The sequence below is a fragment of the Lysinibacillus sp. FSL K6-0102 genome (assembly GCF_038003545.1).
Lineage (GTDB): Bacteria > Bacillota > Bacilli > Bacillales_A > Planococcaceae > Lysinibacillus > Lysinibacillus capsici.
The window spans coordinates 67611-91906 of sequence record NZ_JBBOPH010000001.1 but is presented as its reverse complement, the minus strand read 5'-3'; the positions used below and the strand labels follow the sequence as shown (position 1 = coordinate 91906).

The 24296-nt window shown below is 36.9% G+C and carries 25 protein-coding genes; 1 reads left to right on the top strand and 24 read right to left on the bottom strand.

The features are described from left to right. Nucleotides 1-16: 16 nt before the first annotated feature. The 24 genes from NYE73_RS00445 to metG all read right to left on the bottom strand — a co-directional run bounded on the left by NYE73_RS00445 (nucleotide 17) and on the right by metG (nucleotide 23675). Complete coding sequence (locus NYE73_RS00445; protein WP_048395333.1) at nucleotides 17-421, bottom strand: FtsB family cell division protein; 405 nt, start codon at nucleotides 419-421, stop codon at nucleotides 17-19. 17 nt (nucleotides 422-438) lie between these two features. Continuing rightward, nucleotides 439-930 (bottom strand): spore cortex biosynthesis protein YabQ, encoded by a 492-nt coding sequence (yabQ, locus tag NYE73_RS00440; protein WP_048395335.1) that lies wholly within the window; start codon nucleotides 928-930, stop codon nucleotides 439-441. Beyond that, complete coding sequence (yabP, locus tag NYE73_RS00435) at nucleotides 927-1226, bottom strand: sporulation protein YabP (RefSeq protein ID WP_004229167.1); 300 nt, start codon at nucleotides 1224-1226, stop codon at nucleotides 927-929. Before yabP ends, yabQ begins: the two co-directional genes overlap by 4 nt. A 147-nt stretch (nucleotides 1227-1373) precedes the next feature. Next, on the bottom strand, nucleotides 1374-1664 hold the full coding sequence (locus NYE73_RS00430) for an RNA-binding S4 domain-containing protein (protein WP_259951238.1): 291 nt from the start codon (nucleotides 1662-1664) through the stop codon (nucleotides 1374-1376). A gap of 4 nt (nucleotides 1665-1668) precedes the next feature. Continuing rightward, on the bottom strand, nucleotides 1669-3129 hold the full coding sequence (mazG, locus tag NYE73_RS00425) for a nucleoside triphosphate pyrophosphohydrolase (protein ID WP_054548592.1): 1461 nt from the start codon (nucleotides 3127-3129) through the stop codon (nucleotides 1669-1671). A gap of 8 nt (nucleotides 3130-3137) precedes the next feature. Continuing rightward, the gene (locus NYE73_RS00420; RefSeq protein ID WP_066038163.1) at nucleotides 3138-4760 is read right to left on the bottom strand and encodes a putative polysaccharide biosynthesis protein; all 1623 of its coding nucleotides are present in this window, start codon (nucleotides 4758-4760) and stop codon (nucleotides 3138-3140) included. 158 nt (nucleotides 4761-4918) lie between these two features. Next, nucleotides 4919-5455 carry a stage V sporulation protein T gene (gene spoVT / locus NYE73_RS00415; protein ID WP_004229174.1) on the bottom strand — a complete coding sequence of 179 codons (537 nt, stop codon included), beginning with the start codon at nucleotides 5453-5455 and terminating at the stop codon, nucleotides 4919-4921. 314 nt (nucleotides 5456-5769) lie between these two features. Beyond that, nucleotides 5770-9282: a transcription-repair coupling factor gene (gene mfd, locus NYE73_RS00410; protein WP_259951237.1), complete on the bottom strand. Its 3513-nt coding sequence runs from the start codon at nucleotides 9280-9282 to the stop codon at nucleotides 5770-5772. A gap of 140 nt (nucleotides 9283-9422) precedes the next feature. Beyond that, entirely contained in the window at nucleotides 9423-9650 is a 228-nt protein-coding gene (locus NYE73_RS00405; RefSeq protein ID WP_016993788.1) for an anti-sigma-F factor Fin, read from the bottom strand. Between the two features lie 241 nt (nucleotides 9651-9891). Next, nucleotides 9892-10458, bottom strand: coding sequence for an aminoacyl-tRNA hydrolase (gene pth, locus NYE73_RS00400; RefSeq protein ID WP_016993791.1), 567 nt, complete (start codon nucleotides 10456-10458; stop codon nucleotides 9892-9894). A gap of 146 nt (nucleotides 10459-10604) precedes the next feature. Further along, nucleotides 10605-11201: a 50S ribosomal protein L25/general stress protein Ctc gene (locus NYE73_RS00395; protein ID WP_054548595.1), complete on the bottom strand. Its 597-nt coding sequence runs from the start codon at nucleotides 11199-11201 to the stop codon at nucleotides 10605-10607. A 253-nt stretch (nucleotides 11202-11454) separates the two neighbouring features. Next, nucleotides 11455-12414: a ribose-phosphate diphosphokinase gene (locus NYE73_RS00390; RefSeq protein ID WP_004229183.1), complete on the bottom strand. Its 960-nt coding sequence runs from the start codon at nucleotides 12412-12414 to the stop codon at nucleotides 11455-11457. A 24-nt stretch (nucleotides 12415-12438) separates the two neighbouring features. After that, nucleotides 12439-13809: a bifunctional UDP-N-acetylglucosamine diphosphorylase/glucosamine-1-phosphate N-acetyltransferase GlmU gene (glmU, locus tag NYE73_RS00385; protein ID WP_103117249.1), complete on the bottom strand. Its 1371-nt coding sequence runs from the start codon at nucleotides 13807-13809 to the stop codon at nucleotides 12439-12441. A gap of 261 nt (nucleotides 13810-14070) precedes the next feature. Next, entirely contained in the window at nucleotides 14071-14373 is a 303-nt protein-coding gene (spoVG, locus tag NYE73_RS00380) for a septation regulator SpoVG (RefSeq protein WP_048395448.1), read from the bottom strand. Between the two features lie 220 nt (nucleotides 14374-14593). After that, entirely contained in the window at nucleotides 14594-14968 is a 375-nt protein-coding gene (locus NYE73_RS00375) for a RidA family protein (protein ID WP_004229189.1), read from the bottom strand. Beyond that, complete coding sequence (gene purR, locus NYE73_RS00370) at nucleotides 14965-15798, bottom strand: pur operon repressor (protein ID WP_004229190.1); 834 nt, start codon at nucleotides 15796-15798, stop codon at nucleotides 14965-14967. The genes NYE73_RS00375 and purR overlap by 4 nt, the downstream gene beginning before the upstream one ends. Nucleotides 15799-15854: 56 nt before the next feature. Further along, entirely contained in the window at nucleotides 15855-16721 is an 867-nt protein-coding gene (ispE, locus tag NYE73_RS00365; protein ID WP_048395447.1) for a 4-(cytidine 5'-diphospho)-2-C-methyl-D-erythritol kinase, read from the bottom strand. Nucleotides 16722-16941: 220 nt separating this feature from the next. Next, nucleotides 16942-17121 carry a small, acid-soluble spore protein, alpha/beta type gene (locus NYE73_RS00360; RefSeq protein ID WP_004229193.1) on the bottom strand — a complete coding sequence of 60 codons (180 nt, stop codon included), beginning with the start codon at nucleotides 17119-17121 and terminating at the stop codon, nucleotides 16942-16944. Nucleotides 17122-17234: 113 nt separating this feature from the next. Further along, nucleotides 17235-17495 carry a biofilm formation stimulator Veg gene (veg, locus tag NYE73_RS00355; RefSeq protein WP_004229199.1) on the bottom strand — a complete coding sequence of 87 codons (261 nt, stop codon included), beginning with the start codon at nucleotides 17493-17495 and terminating at the stop codon, nucleotides 17235-17237. A 157-nt stretch (nucleotides 17496-17652) separates the two neighbouring features. Continuing rightward, nucleotides 17653-18534 (bottom strand): 16S rRNA (adenine(1518)-N(6)/adenine(1519)-N(6))-dimethyltransferase RsmA, encoded by an 882-nt coding sequence (rsmA, locus tag NYE73_RS00350; protein WP_048395444.1) that lies wholly within the window; start codon nucleotides 18532-18534, stop codon nucleotides 17653-17655. Then, nucleotides 18527-19093, bottom strand: a complete 567-nt coding sequence (gene rnmV, locus NYE73_RS00345) for a ribonuclease M5 (protein ID WP_257962298.1) — start codon at nucleotides 19091-19093, stop codon at nucleotides 18527-18529. Before rnmV ends, rsmA begins: the two co-directional genes overlap by 8 nt. A 219-nt stretch (nucleotides 19094-19312) precedes the next feature. Next, complete coding sequence (locus tag NYE73_RS00340) at nucleotides 19313-20524, bottom strand: G5 and 3D domain-containing protein (RefSeq protein ID WP_259951236.1); 1212 nt, start codon at nucleotides 20522-20524, stop codon at nucleotides 19313-19315. 135 nt (nucleotides 20525-20659) lie between these two features. Then, nucleotides 20660-21430, bottom strand: a complete 771-nt coding sequence (locus tag NYE73_RS00335; protein WP_066038156.1) for a TatD family hydrolase — start codon at nucleotides 21428-21430, stop codon at nucleotides 20660-20662. A gap of 253 nt (nucleotides 21431-21683) precedes the next feature. Further along, complete coding sequence (gene metG / locus NYE73_RS00330) at nucleotides 21684-23675, bottom strand: methionine--tRNA ligase (protein WP_369823948.1); 1992 nt, start codon at nucleotides 23673-23675, stop codon at nucleotides 21684-21686. A 334-nt stretch (nucleotides 23676-24009) separates the two neighbouring features. On the opposite strand from metG, the gene NYE73_RS00325 reads away from it, so the two are divergent. Beyond that, nucleotides 24010-24288 carry an AbrB/MazE/SpoVT family DNA-binding domain-containing protein gene (locus NYE73_RS00325; protein WP_004229214.1) on the top strand — a complete coding sequence of 93 codons (279 nt, stop codon included), beginning with the start codon at nucleotides 24010-24012 and terminating at the stop codon, nucleotides 24286-24288. Nucleotides 24289-24296: the final 8 nt, after the last annotated feature.

Sequence of the window (24296 nt, the reverse complement as noted above, 5' to 3'; positions counted from 1 at the left end):
AACAATACATAGCTTTTCAGTCGTCTTTTTTATCTTCCTTATCTGGAATGATGAAAATAATCTCACCTTTTTCCGATAAATAGTACTCTTTTCTTAATAGCTTCGCGATATATTCATCATCCTGCAATTGTTTGATTTTAAGATTTAATGTATCTTGTTCTTCTTTCAATTCAGTGAGATGCCGATTCGCTTCTTCTTTGGATTTCTCTTTTGCTGCTAATGTTTCATTCTGATGTGACAGCACATTTAAGAGAAGAGCAATAATAATGACTGGTACAATCGCAAAAAAGACAATACGACGCATCTTACGTTTTCGAGCCTGTTGTTTGCGATTTATAGCTCTATCCGTGTTACGGACATAGTCATTATCAAGCTTAGTGAAGTTTTGGGATTCATCATTTGATGAATGACGTCTAGTCATGTCCGCACCTCCGATAATTATTGTTGCTTTTTATTATACTTCAAATATCGTAATTTTTTAAAAAAAGTGTAGGACAAATACGAATAAATTTTGACAAAAGGTCTTATAACAAACATAACAATATTTATTAATAATTGCAAAATTTGTCGAATAACCGTAATTATGAAACGCACAATGAACCAAAAGGGTCTCCATGTTATATTCACCAAAATTCTAGCAACGAAACGTAAAAAGGTTTGAAAAAATGATTGATACAAAAAAATTCCGGCTATTTGCGCTAGCGGGTCGTAAGCCCGCCAAGCGCCATCTTTTAGCCAAAATAATAAATAGTATGTCAACCCTCCAAGTAGAATCCAAGTTATTAACTCAACAACCATCATCCACTTTCGAAGGCTTGACCTTTTTGGAGTTGAAAAAACAATAAGCCTTATACTATCAATTATGAAACCAACTGCTATACCGCTCAAAACCATGACAATTAATTGATAAAATTGTTCACTGACAATCATCCAAATAACTTATGAAGGAAACCTTTCGAGAAGCCACTTTCCTCCTCGTCGTACTGTAAGGTTTTTACAGTTCCTTCAAGTGTCAATAATCCTTTGTCAACATCTAAATGAACGATATGCAGTTCCTCTCCACGGATTAACAAGTGCCCTTGGGACGTCTTAATGAAAAACTCTTCCTGATCAAAGCGTTCAATTGATTTTACAGAAGTCATGTCCATTCTTTTACGATTACGAATCGTTAAAATATGCTCTCCAGATGGAATTGTGTAACGATTACTTTCTTGATGTAGCGTCATTTTTTTCCTCCTTTAGTCGTCCTAGCTTCTGTTCACTTTATGCGGACAACCTTCAAAGCATGACAACTTTATTTAAGTTGTATCATACTTTCACCTACAAAAAGAAAGGCGGGACAACAATAGGAGGGCTAGAAAATAAATTTAGCTTTAATCCTCATCATCAATAAATTCAGGCTCAATCTTTTCAAGTCGTTCTTCTTTCAAAATGGTAAACATTTTTGCTGCATCTTCTTTTTTCACAGTATCACGTATTTCTTCTACACGTGCCGTTACTATTTTTTGACCAAAACGGATAGCAAGCTCATCACCAGCTTTCACTGTACTACTTGCTTTTGCAATCTTTTTATTGATTGTAATACGTCCTTGATCGGCCACTTCTTTGGCTAAAGTACGGCGTTTTATTAAACGGGATACTTTTAAAAACTTATCTAATCTCATAATCTTACTCCTTTTCTAGTTGCTTTGCTTCATTCCAAAATGCATCTAATTGTTCTAATGTAAAATCGGAAAATGGTTTTCCACTTGCTTTTACCTGTTGCTCAACATAGCCGAAACGTCTTGCAAATTTCTCATTTGCATGTAGCATGGCTTCTTCTGGTGATAATTTATAGAAACGTGCTAAGTTTACTAATGTGAACAATACATCGCCAAATTCATCAAGACGGGACGCATTAGAGCCTTTCGTCACCTCATGGCGAAATTCCTGCCATTCCTCGGTAAATTTATCCCATGCTCCCTCCACATCTGGCCAATCAAAGCCCACTTTTGCAGCTCTTTTTTGATAATTGTAGGCTGTCTGTAATGCCGAAGATGCTCTATATTCTTCGTCTAATAAAGGTTTGTCGCTAGTTTCTTTTTCCTCAGCTTTAATAGCCTCCCAATTAGCCACGACATCATCTGCATCTTCTACTGCAACATCCCCAAAAACGTGCGGATGGCGGCGAATCATTTTTTTACTAATCGAAGCTAACACATCTTCAAGTGTAAAATAACCTTGATCTTCTCCAATTTGTGCATGCAAAAATACTTGTAACAACACATCACCAAGTTCCTCAATCATAGCAAAATCATCCTCAGCATCGACCGCAGCCAAGTATTCATGTGCTTCCTCAAGTAAATATTTTTTCAACGACTCATGTGTTTGCTTTTGATCCCAAGGACAGCCATTTGGACCTCTCAGCGTTGCAATGATTTGACGGAATGTTGTCCAATCTCTTAATGACTCCTCCTGTGATTTTACAGGTGGTACATAGACTGTTGTTAAATTATTTACTTCTACACTTTGATCGAGTTCATAGAGTGGCACTGTGACAATCTGTTCCTGTGAAGATCCAGCCGCTGTCACAACTGTCACAGGATACTCATCATCATATTTCTCCATCAACGTTAGCTTCACTTCTGATGCACTGAATGTATCGTATACTTGAGCGATCAAGATATGCTGACGCATGTTAATGTCATGCATTGAAAAGCTAGTACCATCAAGTAATTGAAAGCCTTCAATTGGATCTATTTTTAACGCACCAAAAATGGGATCTAAGAAACTCTGACCACCCTCAATGACTAGCTCAATTTTCCCTTCATTTGCGGCTGCAATAAGTAATTGCACTGTTTGCTCTGCAACTAGTGGATGCCCTGGCACAGCATACATAACATCCTCAACAGCGGTAGCTTCTATAAGAGAATCAGCTATTTCTGCATACACAGGTTGAAATGTATCGTGTTTTTCATAAACGTCGTCAAAACTTTCAAATCCCACACCCTCTGCTGCTAATTCCTCTAAAACCGGATGATCCACTGTTCGTACATATAATTTTTTAGCAGCCTTTAATTTTTTATAAACACCCATTTGCAGCTGATTAAAGTCACCTGCACCTAAACCAATAATTGTTAATGTATTCAATATTACACCTACTTCCTTGAATTTAGCCAAAGTTGGTAAACAGCCATTCTACGTCCAAACGGCAGTAAATACCATTCTTTTTCTATTAGTACTCTTTTCTTTGCAATAATTGTTAGCATAACAAACGCCCCAATAGATACTGCTGTCAAACCCGCCACCATAGCTATCATACGTGAAGACATCAAATGGTTTAACAAGGACGATACTAGCTGTAACCATATAAGAACGACGATTGTCATACTGAAGGAGGCTATACCTACTTTTTTATAAAATGCGCCTGAAGCTAATTGAATGCCAGTCAATGTTTTTAAATAAATAATTAGCAAGGTTGCTGTTAATAATAATCCTATATCATTTGCGATGGCAGCTCCTAGTACACCTAATCCACCAATTAAACGTACATTTAATATAATTTTTATTAGAAAACCAATTATGAGAAATAAAGCTGGTTTTTTTAATTTTCCATAGCCTTGTAAGATCGCTGTAAATGTAAGGATAATCGACAAAGGGACAATTTGAAATACATAGACAATCAATACTTCCGATAAGGAATTGGTTTTAAAAAGCATTTCATTTAAATAAGGCATAACTAGCATTAAGCCTAGTGCAGCAGACCAGCCGAACAGGACGGATGCTTTGTATGTTAATTGTATGAATGGTACTGCACTACGTCCCGCTTGTTTTTTCGACAAATGGGCGACAAGTGGCACAATGGCCAACGACAATGAGGATGCAATGACAACACCTAGTTGAACTAACGGTTGTCCTCGATCATAAATACCCTTCGTTTCCTTTGCAATTGTAGGAGTCATGCCATTATCAATTAATGAAGAATAGATTGTAAATGAATCGACCAATTGATAGCCAAGTAGTAGTAGACCACTCATACTGACACTCAAGCTGAGCCAAGTGACCTCTTTAATGATAGGTAAACTTGGATTACGTTGTAGATGTTGTTTAACTTGCAGTAGACCAAATCGTTTATATGAGATATAAGCAAGTAATAGCAAGGCTGTAATTTCTCCAATTACTGTACCGATAACAGCCATTTTTCCTGCACCATAAAGAGATTTAGTCGTTGTCATAATAAGAAAGGTACCTGCTAATATGACAGTTACTCTCACTGCTTGTTCAAGTACTTGGGCATAAGCAATAGGCTCCATAATTGCTCTAGATTGAAAGCTACCTTTTAAAATAGCCAGCGCCGGCATAACCAATACTACTAAGGAGCCTGTACGAATAAGTGGTGCTAATTGAATATCTCCCATTAAATGGGCAATCTTTTCAGCACCTCCAAATAAAATGGCAAAAAACAGTAGTGATAATACCGTTAAATACCTGAAAACTACCTGTGTTATAGTGCGACGTCTTTCATCACGTTCTATTGTATCAACAATACAATCATTGTCTGCAAGCATTTTAGAAATGGCTATAGCAAAGCCACTAGATGTCCAAACAACGAAGATTGAAATAACTGGATATACCTGTTGATAGATATAAAAGCCTTCATCACCTACTAGATTTTGAAAAGGCACACGGTAAATGGCACTAAGAACTTTTACAATAAGGGCTGCTATCGTCAATAAGGCGGCACCCTTCATGTAGCTTTTCATACCAAAACGTTGCGACATAAATTGCCCTCTTTCCTTCTTAACAATGCCAATAGTATAGCATATCTCAAAAGTTTGACGTGCAAGGTGGCACTACTGTTCCTATAATGATTCATCCTTATGTACGCAAAAAAGTTATTGTTCAGCCTTAAAGGTCATCGCAATAACTTTTCCATGCATTAACTATTCATTTGTTTTGCTAAGAAGTTTGCAGCTGTTTCCACTACTTTGACTTCTACCTCACCAACAAAGTGTACTTTAGACAAGACGATAATACAGCCTATTGGGTCACCATTCACCATAATAGGTGTCGCACAATATGATTTTACTTGCTCATATTGTCCAGGGACAATTTCAATCGTTGTCTCCATTTTTTCTATTTTTGTGGAGCGTTCGTCCATAAAGCTTTCCGCAAAGGACGTAATGCGACGATTTATATATTCCTTTTTCCCTATCCCTGCAACAGCGATTACTTCATCACGGTCAGTGACAAATGCTGGTGTGCCCATCGTTTCATAAAGTGTTTCAACATATTCTCTTGCAAATTCCCCCAAATCATTGATGGGAGAATATTTCTTTAAAATGACTTCGCCTTCACGGTCCGTATAAATTTCAAGCGGGTCGCCTTCACGAATACGTAGCGTCCTACGAATTTCTTTTGGAATAACTACACGCCCTAAATCATCAATACGACGAACAATTCCTGTTGCCTTCATTCTAATGCCTCGCTTTCGCTACAATGAAATTTTAATTCAATGATAGTATGGTTTTTATTTGAGCAATCTATGCAAAAACTGAAGAAAAAGGATTTCACAACCATCAATCAATTTTTTTCAAAAAACGGTATTACATCAATCAACTCTTTATTAGATTACCCAAGGAATAAGTTTCTATAATTAATTCATAAAAAATATTGGAAAAAACCAATTATTCCTGTGAGTAAATATGTTAGAGATGATGATTACTGAAGTAACATGAAAAAGGCTAATCTTATCTTTTACGGTAAAAGATAAGATTAGCCTTTTAACTACTATGGCTGCTTTTTTGCTTTATCAATAATTTGCATTAGCTCTTCCAACATATCAAAGGGTTGATATTTCCCACTCTTGCGTTCATCTATTGTTAATTTTAACTGCATGCCATCCATACCAAAACCAACAGCACGCTCGAATTTCATCGATTCTTCAATAATCTTACTGCCATCGACACTTGCCGTCCCTTGTTCTGACAATAGTATTGTAATAAGTTTTTGCTTCTCCTTTACAGATACTACTCCCGCACCTAAGCCCCAAACTTTCATTCGTGCTATTCGAAGTAAACGCTCTGTTTCAATTGGAAGATCGCCAAATCGATCCTCTAATTCCTCCATGATTTCGTCATACTCTTCCACCTGATCCATGGCTTTAATTCGTTTATACATTTGGATCTTTTGATAACCATCTGGAATGTAAGCGTCTGGAATATAAGCATCAATACTCAGCAAAATTTCTATATCTGGCTTTTCTTCTTTTTTCACGCCTGTTTGACGTTCCGCGATGGCATCCTGAAGCATTTGTGAATATAAATCAAAGCCAACTGAATCAATAAAGCCATGTTGCTGCGCTCCAAGTAAGTTTCCTGCACCTCGAATAGATAAATCTCGCATCGCAATTTTAAAGCCTGAGCCAAGCTCTGTAAATTCTTTAATTGCTTGTAAACGTTGCTCCGCTACATCTGTCAGAACTTTGTCGCGTTGGTACATAAAATATGCATAAGCTACTCTGTTAGAACGTCCAACGCGACCGCGTAATTGGTAGAGCTGGGCTAAGCCCATACGATCAGCATCATGGACAATTAACGTATTTACATTCGGTATATCGACACCTGTCTCGATAATTGTTGTCGTGACAAGTACATCATAATCACCCTCTAAAAAGGCTAAAATCACTGATTCTAGCTCTGACTCAGTCATTTTTCCATGAGCAAAGCCTATACGTGCTTCAGGGACGAGTACTTGAATTTCCTCAACCCTTCGAGCCATATCCTCAACCCGATTATATAAATAAAATACTTGTCCGCCACGTGCCATTTCCCTCTCAATAGCTTCTCGTACTAATGCACCACTGTGCTCCATCACATATGTTTGAACTGGGAAGCGATTAGCAGGAGGCGTTTCAATAACAGATAAATCTCGGACCCCTACCATGGACATATGAAGAGTCCTTGGGATTGGTGTAGCCGTTAAAGTTAAGACATCGACATTTGTCTTTAACTGTTTAATTTTTTCCTTATGTGTCACACCAAAACGTTGCTCTTCATCCACAATTAACAGGCCAAGGTCTTGGAAAATTAAATCTTTAGATAAAATACGGTGAGTTCCAATAACTATATCGACTCGGCCTTCTTTTAAGCCTTTTAATGTGGCTGTTTGCTCTTTTTTCGAACGGAAGCGAGATAACAATCCAACATTAATGGCGAAATCCTGAAAGCGCTCACGAATTGTCTCATAATGTTGCTGAGCCAAGATAGTAGTAGGGACAAGGAATGCCACTTGCTTTCCATCTTGAATAGCCTTAAATGCGGCACGAATGGCTACCTCTGTCTTACCATAGCCTACATCGCCACAGACTAAACGGTCCATAGGGCGTTCACGTTCCATATCTCGTTTTACTTCAACAATTGAACGTAGTTGATCCTCTGTTTCCTCATAAGGGAACATCGCTTCAAAATTACGTTGGTCGTCGTTATCAGGTGTAAAAGCATGACCTTTCTCTGCTTCACGCTTTGCATACAGCTTTATTAAATCATCTGCAATATCCTGTACAGCAGAGGATACCTTCGCTTTAGCCTTTTTCCACTCTGCTCCACCTAATTTATGTAGCTTTGGTTCACGATCCTCTGACGCCACATATTTTTGGATTAAGTCTATTTGCTCTACAGGGACATATAATTTATCGTCTGCACGATATCGAATATGCAGGTAATCCTTATGTGTACCATTAACCTCTAATGTCTCTACACCAATATATTTACCAATCCCATGATGAACATGTACAACATAATCACCAGGCTTAATTTCCGTATAACTTTTAATACGTTCAGCATTGGTCATTTTTTGTGTGCGTGCTTTTTTCTTTGCCTGCTGTTTAAAGAGCTCATCTTCTGTTACAATTGCTAAACGCTGTAGGGGCAATTCAAAGCCACTCGACAAGCCACCATCTACAATATAAATACCAGGTTCTGTTGGCTCACCTATCGCTGTATGAATATCGTATTCTTCAAGCATTCGCTGAACTCTTTTCACTCGTTCTTTATCCCTTGCTATGATGAGAACTGTAAATTTGCCAAGTAACCAGCGTTCAACCTCACTTTGAAGCAAGGACATTTGTCCATGAAATTGCTGCATTGGTTTGCAAGAAAAGTTAGTTGTTTTATTAAACGTAATCCCTGCAAATGTTCGCGAAAATAATGAAAATGAAAGCTTTTGTTGTAACAACATCGCCAATATTTCTTTTAATGAGAAGGCGGGTTTGACATCATGAACCATTTTTCCCTCTTCGATTAAAGATAAAAACCATTCATCCTCTTCACGTTCCCATGCATCCATTACCTCTTGAATACGTCCAAGCTCGTCAAAAAGTACAATACCATCATGTTCAAAGTAATCTCCCAAAAAGGCAGTTTTATCGTATAATAATGAGCCATATTTGTTTACATAATCAGGTAAATTTCCTTGCTGTAGCAATTCAATATCATATTGAATATGCTGATACAGAAGTTCCTTTGTCTCCTGCTTTTTTACCTTCTTTAGACTGGCTGCTAATGCCACTTCTAAACGGCCTGCTAATGCCTGTCTTTCTGATTTAGTAAGAATGACCTCTGAAGCAGGAAGAATACGAATTTTTTGTAATTTATCAATAGAACGTTGGTCATCTGCTGAAAATGTTCGTATGGAATCAACCTCTGTGTCAAATAATTCAATACGAATAGGTGATTCCAAATAAGGTGGATAAATATCTAAAATCCCCCCACGCAACGCAAACTCTCCAGGTGATGTCACCATTGAATTCCGTACATAACCCATCTCTACTAATGTTTGTAACCACATCTCAATTTCAATATCTTCGCCTACGGCTGTTTGTAAAAAATAATGTAGCCAGTGTTCCTTAGGCTGCATTATTTTACGTAAACCAGCCACAGGTATTACATATATGGCTTTCTCACCTCTAGCTAAGCAATCAAGCGTCGCAATTCGCTCCGCGCGAAGTTCTGGTGAAGCTACAGAAAGATCGGCTGCAATAAATTCATCTGCTGGGTAATAATGAACATGTTCTTCACCTAACAATCCAGCAAGCTCATCAACCATTTTTTGAGCCTGCAATAGATTAGGAGAGATAATATAGATTGGCTTCTTTACATATTCAAATAACACATCGACCATTACGGGGCGTGCGCTTCCTGTTAAACCTGTAATAAGCTGTGATGCAGTTTGACCGCTCTGAATTTCCTTTAAAAATGATGTAATATGTTTATCTTGCGACACAAGCTGTCGTAAAACCTCCACAGTCAAAAGCTCCTTTCAGCATAAATTCTATATTTTTATTTCTATTATTCTAGTGTTATTTTACATATCTCTATTAATGGCTGTTTTATGAAATGGAAAAAGCCTTGAACACACATAAGTGTGTCAAAGCATCCTTCCAATTATTGAATCCATTTATTGAGTGCGTGATAATCTGGATATTGTCTCAGCGAATCCTCACATTGCTCACAAATGCAGTGCACAGTCGTTTGACCATGTTGATCTTTCTCAACATAATCATCCGCTTCTCCCAATTCGAAAATATGCAACTTTCGAATTGTATCATCTGCATCAAATGGTAGTGTCCCTATTTCTACTTCACAATGCCGACATCGATAGCGAACTGACATCTCCAAATCATCCTCCTTTAAGCAACTTTCTACTTAAAGTATAGACATTTATAAAAAGGATTATGCACTTTTCACTGTCATCCTCATTGCAATAACTTAAAAATTAGAGAATTAATTTTTACCTGTAGCTAAGACTATTCACTACAAGTATTAGCTGTAATAATAGTGTAAGGCAGCTCATTACTCACCTTACACCATGCCAATTATCCAAAAACTTTAACATAAATTTTATTACTTCCATCTATTTGCTTGCGTTAAAGTGATTCATCACATCAAGAAACGGCTTTGAAAGAGATGCTTCAACAGCGTTTACAGAATTTACAATGGCGTCTTGCATAAGAACTTGGTCTTCCTTCGAAAATTTAGCTAACACATAGTCTGCTACCTTCATGCCCGCTGGTGGACGATTAATGCCCACTCGAATACGATTAAATTCCTGAGTGCCTAAATGTTGAATTAATGATTTAATGCCGTTATGACCACCTGCACTCCCTTTTTGTCGCAGACGTAATTTACCTGTCTCTAAATCCAAGTCATCATAAATGACAATTAAGTCTTCTACCTCTATGTCAAAATAGTCCATTAGGGGACCAACACATTCCCCTGATAAATTCATATATGTTAATGGTTTAACAAGTAGAACCTTTCCTTCTGGTCGATGTACAGTTGTGTACATCCCGTTAAATTTTGAATTTGTTAAAGGTGTTCCCCATTTTTCTGCTAACGCATCAATAACATCAAAGCCGATATTATGTCTTGTATGCTCATAAGGTTTACCTGGGTTTCCTAAACCAACGATAATTTTCATAAGTACCTCTCTTCTTTCAAATCTAATAGTCATTATTTTACCATATAGCACGCCTAGAAAGCATTTTGTACAATTGTTAAAAGGCATAAAAAATAAGGCTAACAAGAAAGCTATAGCCTTCTTATTAGCCTTAAGCGTATTTACTTTTATACTGACTCTTGCCCTTCTTCATTTTCTGTAGTCTCTTCCTCTACAGAAACAGGCGCCACAATGGTTACTAACATATAATCATCTTCACTAATAATTTCAACAGATGTAGCATCGCGAATATCTGCTACTGTTAGGGATTCCCCAATTTTCAACGATGAAATGTCCACATCAATTGATTCGGGTAACTCTGTTGGCTTTACTTTAACTTTTAATTCTAAGTTAGGCTGCATTAAAATACCGCCCTCACTCACACCAACTGACTGTCCAAGTAATTTAATCGGGACATCAGCTTCTAGCTCTTCCGCCATATTAATGGCTAAAAAGTCAATATGATTTACTTCATCTTTCAATGAACATTGCTGAATCTCTGACACAACAGCATTCACCTTTTTCCCCTCTAACTCTAGCGAAAACACACTATTTTGCCCATTTTTTTGAATGGACTTTTTAAAATCTTTTGCAGCAATAGAAATTGGGGTTGAATCTACTTTGTAGCCGTAAATAACTGCAGGAATGGCTCCCCCTTTTCTAAGTTGGGTTAATGTTGAACGATGCCCAGTTTCGCGCTTTGTAACACTTAATACTGTACTCATACTTCTTTATTCCCCTTCCAAGAAAATTATTTACGCCTCAACAATAATTCGTTGTAGGCTATGATAATACTTAGCTCTATTTGTTTAAGGTAGAGTAAATATTATTAAGACACATTATTATTATACCCCTTTGTGAGAAGGCTCACACATAAAACACTCATCTATTTCTTCGTCTTGATGAAATAGTGTCCAATTTATATAGAAAAGACCAATCTACTCAAAGAGTAGATTGGTCTTATACTTACAATTTTTATTAATCAAATAGAGTACTTACAGATTTATTTTCATAAACGCGAGAGATAGCATCCGCCATTAATTTAGCTACAGAAAGCTCTGTAATTTTTGGAGATTTTTTCTCGTCTGAAAGCTGAATTGTATTTGTCACCACTAATTCTTTAATAGCAGAGTTTTCAATACGTTCAATTGCTGGACCAGATAATACAGGGTGTGAACAGCAAGCGTAAACTTCTTTTGCACCAGCAGCACGTAACGCATCTGCCCCAATTGTAATTGTACCTGCTGTATCAATAATATCATCAATCAAGATTGCCACTTTACCATCAACATTACCAACAATGTTCATCACTTCCGCAACGTTTGGTTTCGGACGACGTTTGTCAATAATTGCAATCGGTGCTTTTAATCGTTCAGCCATTTTACGAGCACGTGTTACCCCACCATGATCTGGTGAAACAATAACGATCTCATCTCCTGGAATACCTTTAGATTTGAAGTAATCAGATAGTAATGGTACTGCCATTAAGTGGTCGATTAGGATATCGAAGAACCCTTGGATTTGAGGTGCGTGTAAATCTAATACGATAACACGTGTTGCACCAGCAGTTTCAAGTAGGTTTGCCACTAATTTAGCTGTAATTGGCTCGCGCGCTTTTGCTTTACGATCTTGGCGTGCATAACCATAATAAGGCATTACAACGTTTACTGTACGAGCAGATGCACGTTTAACTGCATCTACCATAATTAAAAGCTCCATTAAATGTTCGTTTACAGGTGCAGAAGTAGACTGCACGATAAACACATCACAACCTCGAATACTTTCTTCAATGCTAATTTGAATCTCTCCATCACTGAAGTGCTTAACAGAAGATTTACCTAATTCTACGCCCATTTCCTGCGCAATTTCTTGAGCTAATGGATTATTAGAGTTAAGTGAAAATATTTTTAATTGTGAGTTTGCATAATGATACGGCATGATGGCCTCCTGTTTAGTTGATAATTATTTTGAATTTAATTTGCTTACATAATTCGGTTTGTTTTCTTGTCTTGCACGAGCTATGGCAAGTGCATCTTCAGGAACTTCTTTTGTAATTGTAGAACCTGCTGCAATAAATGAACCTTTTCCAACTTTCACTGGCGCTACTAAGTTAGTATTACATCCTACAAATACATCATCTTCAATAATTGTTTTGAACTTGTTTTTTCCATCATAGTTTACTGTAATGGAACCACAACCAATATTGACGTTACTACCGATCTCAGCATCGCCAATATAACTTAAATGTGAAACTTTCGAGCCGTTATCTAGCTTGCTTTTCTTCACTTCTACAAAGTTACCAATTTTGACATGACTACCTATGTCTGAAAGTGGTCGAATATGAGCAAATGGCCCAATAGCAGTATCCTCTGCAATAGCGCTTTCACGGACAACTGAAGAATGTATAGTTGTACGATCACCAACGCGGCTATCTATGATTTGAGTGTTTGGCCCGATAATGCAATCTTCACCGATCACAGTAGCACCTTCAATCATTGAGCCAGGTTGAATCACCGTATCACGCCCAATAACTGCATCTGCACTAATATGCGTTGTTTCAGGATGGATAATTGTTACACCATTCCGCATATGCTTCTCGTTGATTCTTGTACGCATTAATGTCTCGGCTTGTGATAAAGCCACGCGATCGTTAACACCTAGTGTTTCTTCAAAATCATCAGTGACATATGCTTCAACAATATCACCTTGCTTTTGTAAAATTTCAATGACATCTGGTAAATAATATTCACCTTGAGCATTATCATTTTTCACAAGCTTCAATGTTTCAAATAATAATTTGTTATCAAAGCAATATGTGCCTGTGTTTATTTCTTTTACTAATTGCTGCTCTGCTGAAGCATCCTTTTGTTCAACAATTTGCTCCACCTGTCCGTTACTGCCACGTAATATACGGCCATAGCCAGTTGGATTTTCAGCAATTGCAGTTAAAATAGTTGCTTTAGCATTCTTTGCTTGATGATGTTCGAATAGAGCTTGCATCGTTTCAGGACGAATTAGTGGTGTATCTCCACATACAACTAATGTTGTACCTTCTTCATTACCTAAAATGGCCTCTGCTTGTTGCACAGCGTGCGCTGTACCTAGTTGTTCAGCCTGCAGCACATACTCACTTTTATCACCAAGCTGTTGTTGCACTTTTTCAGCACCATGTCCGACAACCGTTACAATGCGATTCACATCTAACGTCTGAATATGATCCACCACATGTTGTACCATTGGTTTCCCACATACTGGATGGAGCACTTTATATAATTTGGACTTCATACGTGTACCTTGACCTGCAGCCAAAATGACAGCAAAAATATTGCTCATCTGTAAGTCCTCCAATACGCTCATTTTCTCTTATGACTATATAGCAAAATTCATCTATTTTCAAGGCATGTAGAGTTGACAAAAACATGAATTCCTAAATCCAATGCACCTTATGCTCGAATGTCATGAAGTATATCCTGAAATTGCTCATATTATCTTTTTATCAAAATAAAAAGAACCCTTCCAACTAGAAGAGTTCTTCCTATCTTTTTTACCGTAAGTTTGTAACATATCCTTAAAAAGTAAATTATTTACTATTTATTACACACCGATTCCCTCTAATTCTTCTTCTTTACCAGCTTCCTCTATTTCACTAGAGTTATGATACTCGTTTAAAATGATCTCCTGAATTTTATTTCGAGTATCAGAATTAATTGGATGAGCAATATCTCTAAATTCCCCATCTGGTGTTCGTTTACTAGGCATAGCTACAAATAAACCAGTATTTCCATCAATGACACGAATATCGTGAACAACAAACTCATTATCAAGTGTAATGGAAGCAATCGCACGCATGCGACCATCCGTCTGTACCCGACGTAATCTCACATCAGTAACTTCCATTTTCTCACCACCTCTCTTCTTGGATGCCTAAATGAAAATATTATATTCTCAATTACCGAATATTTTCCTTTTCATAGTCTATCAAATTTTCTAAAAAATTTGAATACTTATTAGAATAATATTTTTTCTTATATACGTAATTTTTGACAATTGTTTGTCGGCGTAAAAAAACCCACTAAAAAGAATAAAGATTCTCTTTAGTGAGCTTAATAAGTTTTATTTATTTTACGATTGCGATTACTTCGATTTCTACTTTTACATCTTTCGGAAGACGGGCTACCTCTACAGCTGAACGAGCTGGTTTATGATCACCGAAATGATTTGCATAAACTTCATTCATCGCTACAAAGTCATTCATATCTTTCATAAAGACCGTTGTTTTTACAACATTATCTAAAGAAGTTCCAGCTTCCGCTAAAACAGCTTTTAAATTAGCAAATACTTGATTTGTTTGTACAGTTATATCGCCTTCCACTAAATCACCTGTAGCTGTTAATGGAATTTGACCAGAGCTATAAAACATTCCGTTAACAATAATACCTTGTGAATATGGTCCGATTGCTGCTGGTGCATTTGTTGTTGCTACTACTTTCATTTGTCATGTCCCCTTTTAGAAAAATAGTTACCTTCACTTAATGCAATTGTTCGATCTTTTTCATTAACTTCATGAAGCTTTACAAGTGAATAATAATCATCTACTAATGTTTCGTCCGCATGCTCAGCCTCCACAAGTACTGCAATGCCTGCTAGCTGACAGTCAAACTCCTCTAAGAGATTTTTCATGCCATTCATAGTACCGCCGACCTTCATAAAGTCGTCAGTAATTAATACACGTTGTCCACTCTTCATGCTTCTTTTTGATAATACCATTGTCTGAATTCTTCTGGAAGAACCAGATACATAGTTAATGCTTACTGTAGAACCTTCTGTTACTTTACTATCTCTTCTCACAACAACCACTGGTACATTTAAATGTCTTGCAATGGCATGAGCGATGGATATCCCTTTAGTTGCTACTGTCATTATGACATCGATTTGTTGATCTGCAAAGGCCGAAGCAAAGACCTTTCCTACACGATTAATTAAATCTGGGTTTCCAAGCAAGTCTGTCATAAATAAGTAACCACCTGGTAACAATCGATCTGAATGTTCTAGCTCTGCTTTTAAATCTTGAATCACTAAACGTACTTCAGCCTCGGACATTTTCGGAATATATTTTACTCCTCCTGCAGCACCCGGCACTGTCATCAATAACCCGATTCCTTTTTCTTCGAATGTTTCTTTTACAATCGTTAAATCTTCACTAATGGATGACTTAGCAGATTGATATAGTTCTGAAAAATAAGTTAGCGGGATCAGCTGATGTGGATGTTCTAGTAAGTAGTACGTCATATCAACTAGTCGTTCACTACGCTTCCATTTCATGCGACCCTCTCCTAAACACGAATATTTATAGGTAAAATTAACACAAATTTGCGTTTCTAAGCAAGCGTATTTCGCTCACCCAAAATTCGTACTGCATAAACTTCCTCACAAAAACCACGTAAACCATTATAAATGCGACTGACACGAGCTTCACTATCCACTAGCCCAAATACAGTTGGACCGCTTCCACTCATTAGCGTGGCATCTGCCCCAAAGCGCTTCATTTGTTCCTTTAACATCACAACTTCTGGGTGTAGCTTAAATGTTACAGTTTCCAAAACATTTCCTAATGAAGAACATAATAGCTCATAATCTTTTGTCTCTATAGCTTGTATCATCTGCTGTGTATTGGGGTGTTGCAGTCCTTCAACCTTAAGACCCCCATAAACTTCTGCTGTCGACACACCAATTTTAGGCTTAGCTAGTACAACCCAACAATTAGGTGGAGCTGGTAATTCCTTTATTTTTTCGCCTCGTCCTGTAGCGAGTGCCGTGCCTCCGTAAACACAAAACGAAACATCCGAACCTATTTTAGCACCAAGTTCCGCTAATTCATCTATTGATAAACCTAAATCCCACAGTTCATTTAGCCCTTTTAATGTTGCAGCTGCATCACTACTACCTCCTGCGAGTCCTGCTGCTATAGGGATTTCCTTTTCAATCGTAATGGATACACCTTGTCTAATGCCATATGTATCTTTAATGAGACGCGCTGCCTGATAAGCAAAATTACGATGGTCATTTGGTACAAAATTATCTGTTGAAATTATTTGAATAACACCATCTTCTCGAGATTCAAGACTGATACGATCAGCTAAATCGACTGTTGTCATAACCATCTCCACTTCGTGAAAATTATCCGGTCTTTTATAAAGTACATCTAATGTTAAATTGATTTTTGCAGGCGCCTTTACATAAAGCATCTTTCTTCCTCCTTATAGCTACACGTATAAACAGTTCTTTTTTTCGCGCAAGATTATTCATTTTATTTTACCATATTGAGAATACGAAAATGGAAAAAAAGAACCGTTTACCCTATTCGGAGTAACGGCTCTCTCTCGTCAGTTGTATTTGTTGTGTCAGTAAGGATTTTCATCCCTGCTGAATGAAACTTTATAAGATGACTATTTTAGCAAAAACAGTCTACTTACGCTCTTGCTCACTACTTGCCCGTTCTGCCATTTCTATGGCGCGTTTGACCATATTACCAGCATCACGAGCTTTTATGCCGCCCCAGCCTTCCTTTTGCACAACATCATAAAATCCAAGTTCTTTTGCGATCTCTTCTTTTAAACGAGGTGACATGATACCTTTTCTAGGCATATAAACTCCTCCTTTAACAACTGACGAATTTAGTATGCCCGTGAAAACGCAAAACACTCATGTATTTTTAATATACATGAGTGTTTCTAAAATATAGAAATAAGTACTAGAAACTATTTTGCGACAGCAGCCTTTGCTTCGTCTAAAAATGTAATCTCTACTGCTTCAGTTAAAATATCTGTGTAGCTATACGATACGCGCTTGCACGTATTGTCTTCTTGATCGAGCTCTACTACAAAGATGGCGCGATATGTCTCACGTAGTATCCCTGCACACTCAACCGTTTTCTTGCGACCACCGTTTGCTTTTAATTGCAAACGTTTACCCAAATGACAATCCAACGACTTTTTAATGTCCGCTAAAGTTTTTGGCATTTTCGCTTACACCTCACTAATAACAAGTATAAGCTAATGGCCCAAAAATGTCAACAAAATATAATATTTTATCAGCCTCTTATAAATCTTGTCAACTTATTTTTTATAAAAAAATATATATTTTTTTACATATCCGAAAAATTGTTAACAAAAATTTTTACTTTGCAAATACAGGATGCAGTGCATCAGCTAATTTCCCAAACTCTTGAATTGAAAGTGTTTCTCCACGGCGAGTTGGCTCAATATTTGCTAACTCTAATGCCTGTAAAATTTGATCCTTTTGTGCCTTTCCATTAGGTAAACCAGATTGCAGGTTATTATAGATTGTTTTTCTTCGCTGTACGAATGAAGCACGCGTTACAACAAATAAAAAATCCTCATCTATTACTTTTACTGGTGGTTCCTCATGCTTAATAAGGCGAATTACTGCAGAGTCGACGTTAGGTTGCGGCATGAAAACGGTTTTTGGCACTGTCATCGCAATATCTGCTTTCACGTAATATTGTATTGCAATTGATAAAGAACCATATTCTTTCGTCCCTGGCTTAGCTGTTATACGGTCTGCTACCTCTTTCTGCATCATCACAACAAAACCACGGATCGGTAATCGGTCATTGAGTAACTTCAGTAAAATTGGGGTCGTTACATAATACGGTAAATTTGCTACAACCATAATATCATCAATACCTGGCATCTCATCTGCAATTACTTTCTCCACATCTGCCTTAAGTATGTCAGAGTGAATAATAGACACATTATTATATGGACTAAGCGTATCTTCTAGTACAGGTAATAAACGTTGGTCAATTTCAAAGGAAACTACCTTTTTAGCGCTTCTCGCCAAATGCTCAGTTAATGCCCCAATCCCAGGACCAACTTCAATTGCGCCACTATTCTCAGTTAAATTGGCGTGACTCACTATATTTCTTAAAATGTTCGGGTCAATTAAGAAGTTTTGACCTAAACTTTTTTTAAATGAAAAACCATACTTTTTTAATATTTCTTGTGTTCGAATTGGTGTAGCAATATCCTTATGCATCATTTTCCTCCTGATCTAACTGTGCGATAGCCGCACCAAATTGCTCCTCTGTAATCTGAAACATTTTCAATCTTTTATGAAGTTGTTTACCATTTGTAGCACCTATATTTAAAATTTCCCCTAGTCTATCACGACGCTGCTTTGATTGTGGATGTCCAATTAAACGAGCAGTCATTAAATCTTCCAGTGTAATTACCGCTTCGTTTAGCACCTCATGTATAGGGGTATAAACATGTTGTAATGCCTCACGTATATCCTCATCAGCAGCATGCTCAATCCCTAACCCTTTACCGTTTTTAGCAATCGTTTTCGCTTTTGGTAAAAAGGCATGCTTCACCCCTTTTACACGCTCCTCGATAATGGCGCGTATTCGACGTCCTGGATAGTCTGGATCAGTAAATACAATAACTCCACGTTTTTCTTGGGCGTGCTGAATTCGCTTTAACGTTTCTTCAGAAATTGCAGATCCATTCGTTTCTATAGTATCTGCTTGTACAGCACGTTTAATAGCTGTCGTATCATCTTTTCCTTCAACAACAATAATTTCTTTAATTTGCAAAAAGGCTCCTCTTTTCTATCTACCTTATCTTCTGACCATTTTACAACTGCTCTATACGATTTGTACAGGAATACAAGGTTCAGATGAGCTTATCTTATTCAACTTACTCTCTACATACCTACAACATCATTTGCTAAAAAATAATAAAGAAGCCTTCCCGCCAGTCAAAACAGGAAAGCTCCATTTGTGAAAAACATTTTGATTAATTTTACAATTTTTTTAATTTAATACTTTAACGCGCACTTTCTTACGTCCCCAGTTACGTGCTTGGGCATCTGTTTGTACAAGTATGTCAATCTTATTACCCTTAATTGACCCACCAGTATCCCCAGCTATAGCAGTTCCATAGCCTTCTACCCAAACCTTTGATCCTAACTTAATAACAGAAGGGTCAACTGCGATCACCTTCAAGCCAGAATTTGAACGTAGGTTTATACCAGTTGCTGATGTACCAGTACAACCGTTGCAATATGGTGTATATGCTGTTGCCGTTACATAAAATTCTTTTCCGTTAGTAGGCTCTGCTGAACCACGTGACACAGTTGCTGCACTTGCAACAATTGTTTTTGTGCCTACAGCAACCACTTGTTTCTTCGGCTCTTTTAATACTTTCTCAGATTGTAGGTTTTTTGCCACAACCTTACCGTTTTCTTTGACAACCTCATACGTACGAGAAATCGAACCCTTCTCGCCCGTTGCTACTACTTTTTGTTTCCCCTTTTGCAATGAAGCATCCTGCTTCTTTTCAACTGCGAAATCTAAAGAGTCTTCCACTACATCGATAACCTTTTCTACGCGAACTACTGTGATTTTACTCTCCGGAGTAATAACGTTCTCCAGGTTATTTTCGACACGATCGAATTCATTTAGCTGAATTCCTTGTTGTTTTAAAAAGTTAGCGACCGTAGTCGAAGTGGACCATACTTGTCTTTTAGTTACGCCATCGACAAGCGCTACTTGAAACGCTTTTTGAATATCGATTTTGTTTTCTGCTCCTAGTTCAGTATCTAGACCTTGCGCTAAAGAGTCATGTTCAGATACTTTAATATTTGCTTCCTTCAAAATGTCCTTCACAAGTGTTTCAGTTGTCCAAACTTTTGACTGATTTCCATCAACTGAAATAGTTACTTCTTTTGCCTGTTCCCATGTAATTGCTAATCCATTAACAATTTTGGTGTTCAGAGAGGGTGAAATTTTGTCATGCTCTGCTATATCTATATTTTGATTTTGTAATAATTGTTCTACAGTTTTGGCATGTGTTGATACTTCGATTGTTTCTCCATTTGCTTCAAGCTTAACGGATTTTTTCGTACCTTGATAAAGCACGAAAGAGATTACAGACACAAACAGGACAAGTGAGATAATTCTTATCACTGTTTGCTTACTCCTCAATGATCCTAAGAACAAGTTTTTCATGGAATTATTTGACATGAAAAAACGCCTCCTTAATACAAGGTTGGATTATACGGACTAGTTTTGGCACTGTCAACCCGAAAGTATTTCTCTGAAAATTGACTTCTTGTTTTTTGCCAACCACAAACCCTGTATTGGAGGCATCTAAGCTAGTTAATTGTCAATCCCAAAAAAATTTTTCGCATTGGTTGTAGTTGCTTGTGCAATTTCCTCAATTGTCAACCCTTTCAAACGTGCGATTTCCTCAGCAACTAAAGGCACGAAAGCGGGTTCATTGCGCTTACCTCGATGTGGATGTGGAGCTAAATAAGGAGCGTCTGTTTCAATCATCAAGTGTTCAAGAGCTATTTCTGTAGCTACTTCCTTTGGTAGACGTGCATTTTTAAATGTCACTGGTCCCCCAAGACTAATCATAAAATTCATTGCTATACATTCACGCGCTGTTTCTACACTTCCACTAAAGCAGTGCATAACACCCCCTACGGATGCAGCATTTTCTTCACGTAAAATTTGTACAACATCACCTGTTGCATCCCTATTATGAATAACGATTGGTAAATTGATCTTTTGAGCTAATTGAATTTGCTTGCGAAAAAGTTCCTGTTGAACGTCTTTTGGAGACTTATCCCAATAGTAGTCCAATCCCGTTTCACCAATGCCAACTATTTTTGGATGTGAAGCTAATTGCTCAATCCACTCTAAATCTTGTTGAGTACAATCAATAGCGTCTACTGGATGCCAGCCAATGACACCGTAAACAAAATCATATTGCTCTATTAATTGCATTGTTCTCTCAATGGTTTTACGGTCGAAACCAATAACTACCATTCGTTCTACTTTAGCTTCAAGAGCTCTATCAATCACTTCTTGAAGATCTTCCTCATACTGATCTGCGTTTAAATGTACGTGTGTATCTATAAACATCTTCATTCTCCTAACATTGATTTTATTAAAATTTATTATTTCATATTTTTCGTGATCATTACAATTTCATTACAAACTATTCGACATTGTGACATTCCACTTAATCGACATTACCTCAAGTAGTTCTTTAAACCCATAAAACCAAGTTTTTCACGCATCATAAATTATTTCAAAATAATTTAATCCCGATTTCTCTAACAGATTTGAAAAGCCTGCTGAATAATTCATATTCAGCAGGCCTTCCTTAAGTTCATTACTTTACTTTTGCACCATTTTCAAGTTTAGGATCAACTGATGCTAATTTTAAAATTCCATCTTTCTCACCAGCTAAAATCATTCCTTGTGATATTTCACCACGTAATTTTACTGGTTTTAAATTTGCTACGACAATCACTTTTTGACCTATTAAATCATCTGGTGTATAGAATTTCGCAATACCTGAAACTACTTGACGTTGCTCATATCCTAGATCAACTTGTAGCTTTAATAATTTATCTGCTTTCGGAACAGTTTCACATGCAGTCACAGTAGCTACACGCAAATCAACTTTCATAAAATCATCAATAGTAATTTCAGGAATTTCTGGATTTTCTTCAGTTTTTTCTACCTTTTTAATTTCTTCATCCTGTGGTGTTTTCACAGACCCACGCATTTCCTCACGAATATAAGTAATCTCAACCTCATTTTCTAAGCGTGGGAAAATCGGTATCCCTTTTTCTACCACTTTAATGTTTGCTGGAATAGTATTGCCGAATGTTGCAATTGTATCCCATGCTAAGAATTTGTCATCTAATCCTAACTGATCGATCATACGTTTAGGAGTTGTTGTCATAAATGGTTGCAACATGACAGCGATTTGGTGTAAGCTTTCTGCCAAATTTCGCATAACTGCACCTAATTTTGGCTTGTCTGACTCTTCCTTTGCTAACACCCATGGTTGTGTCTCATCTATATACTTATTTGTGCGTGAAACAAGCGTCCATAAGTCAGCAAGAACGACACTAAATTGCATTTTTTCCATACTTTCTTCATATTTAATACGTACCGACTCAGCTTGCTCTTTTAAAGCTGCATCAAATTCTGTCGGTTGAAGATTTTCTGTCGGAATAATACCATCAAAATATTTATTAATCATTGAAATTGTACGATTTAATAAGTTCCCTAAATCATTAGCCAGATCAAAGTTTGTACGTTCAATAAATGATTCTGGTGAAAATACCCCATCAGAGCCAAATGGTAATTCTCGTAATAGGAAATAACGTGTGGCATCTAGACCATAACGCTCGATTAACATTTCAGGATAAATTACATTGCCTTTTGATTTAGACATTTTACCGTCTTTCATCATAATAAAACCATGAGCAAATACCTTTTTCGGTAATGGCAAATCTAATGCCATTAAGAAGATTGGCCAATAAATCGTGTGGAAACGAACAATATCCTTGCCAACTACATGTACATCTGCTGGCCAATATTTATTGAATAATGATTCATCTTCTGATAGATAACCTAAGGCTGTAATATAATTCGTTAATGCATCAACCCATACATAAATAACATGCTTTGGATCTCCTGGTACTTTAATTCCCCAGTCGAAGGATGTTCTTGATACCGATAAATCCTCTAGCCCTGGTTTAATGAAGTTGTTAATCATTTCATTTTTCCGTGATTCTGGCTCAATGAATTCAAGGTTCTCTTCATAATAAGCTAATAAACGATCTGCATATTTCTTCATATTAAAGAAGTACGATTCTTCTTTAACCTTATGCACCGGACGACCACAATCTGGACAGTTCCCGTCAACTAGTTGAGTCTCAGTAAAGAATGATTCACACGGTGTACAGTACCAACCTTCATATTCACCTTTATAGATATCACCATTATCTAAAAACTTTTGGAAAATCTTTTCGACAGCTTTCGTATGTCGATCCTGTGTTGTTTGAATAAAGTCATCATAAGAAATATCCATTAAACCCCAAAGTTTTTTCGCAGCATCGGCAATTTCATTTACATAATCTTGAGGATGTTTACCCGCTTCTGCTGCTTTTTCTTGAATTTTTTGGCCATGTTCGTCCATTCCTGTTAAAAAGCGTACATCATAACCTTTTAAACGTTTATAGCGTGCAATAGTATCAGATGCTACTGTTGTATATGCCGTACCAATATGAAATTTCCCACTTGGATAGTAAATGGGTGTTGTTATATAGAATGTTTTTTGTTGTTCACTCACAAGAACTGCCTCCATTGTTTTACAATATACTTTCTATTCTAACGAAGTACGAAATTCGTTTCAATGAAAGTTTATTAAACGCGAAAATTGTCGAATAATATATTTAATCCATTAAATGACTTAAATAAGAACCTTTTTTACTATTAACAAAAATATTTATTAAAAACCTTTTAAAAAAATTAAAATACCTGCATTCTTCTCAAAAATTTTTTTTAAAAACCATAATATTAGTGCATTAATTAATTGACGTTTATGGCATTACTTGGTATGATAACTATCAGACAAAGAAATAATGTCGAAATTTGACGAAATACCAATATAACTTTTATAAATTAGGAGGAAATCTATTATGAAATCAACAGGGATTGTTCGTAAAGTCGATGAGTTAGGTCGTGTAGTAATTCCTATCGAGTTACGCCGTACGCTAGGTATTGCTGAAAAGGACGCTTTAGAAATCTATGTGGATGATGATAAAATCATCTTAAAAAAATATATGCCTAATATGACATGTGCTGTTACTGGTGAAGTTTCAGATGATAACTTCCGTCTAGTTGGAGGCAAATTAATTTTAAGTCCAGAAGGCGCAGAAATGTTAGTTAAAGAAATTCAATCTAACTTAAAAAAATAATTAGTTAC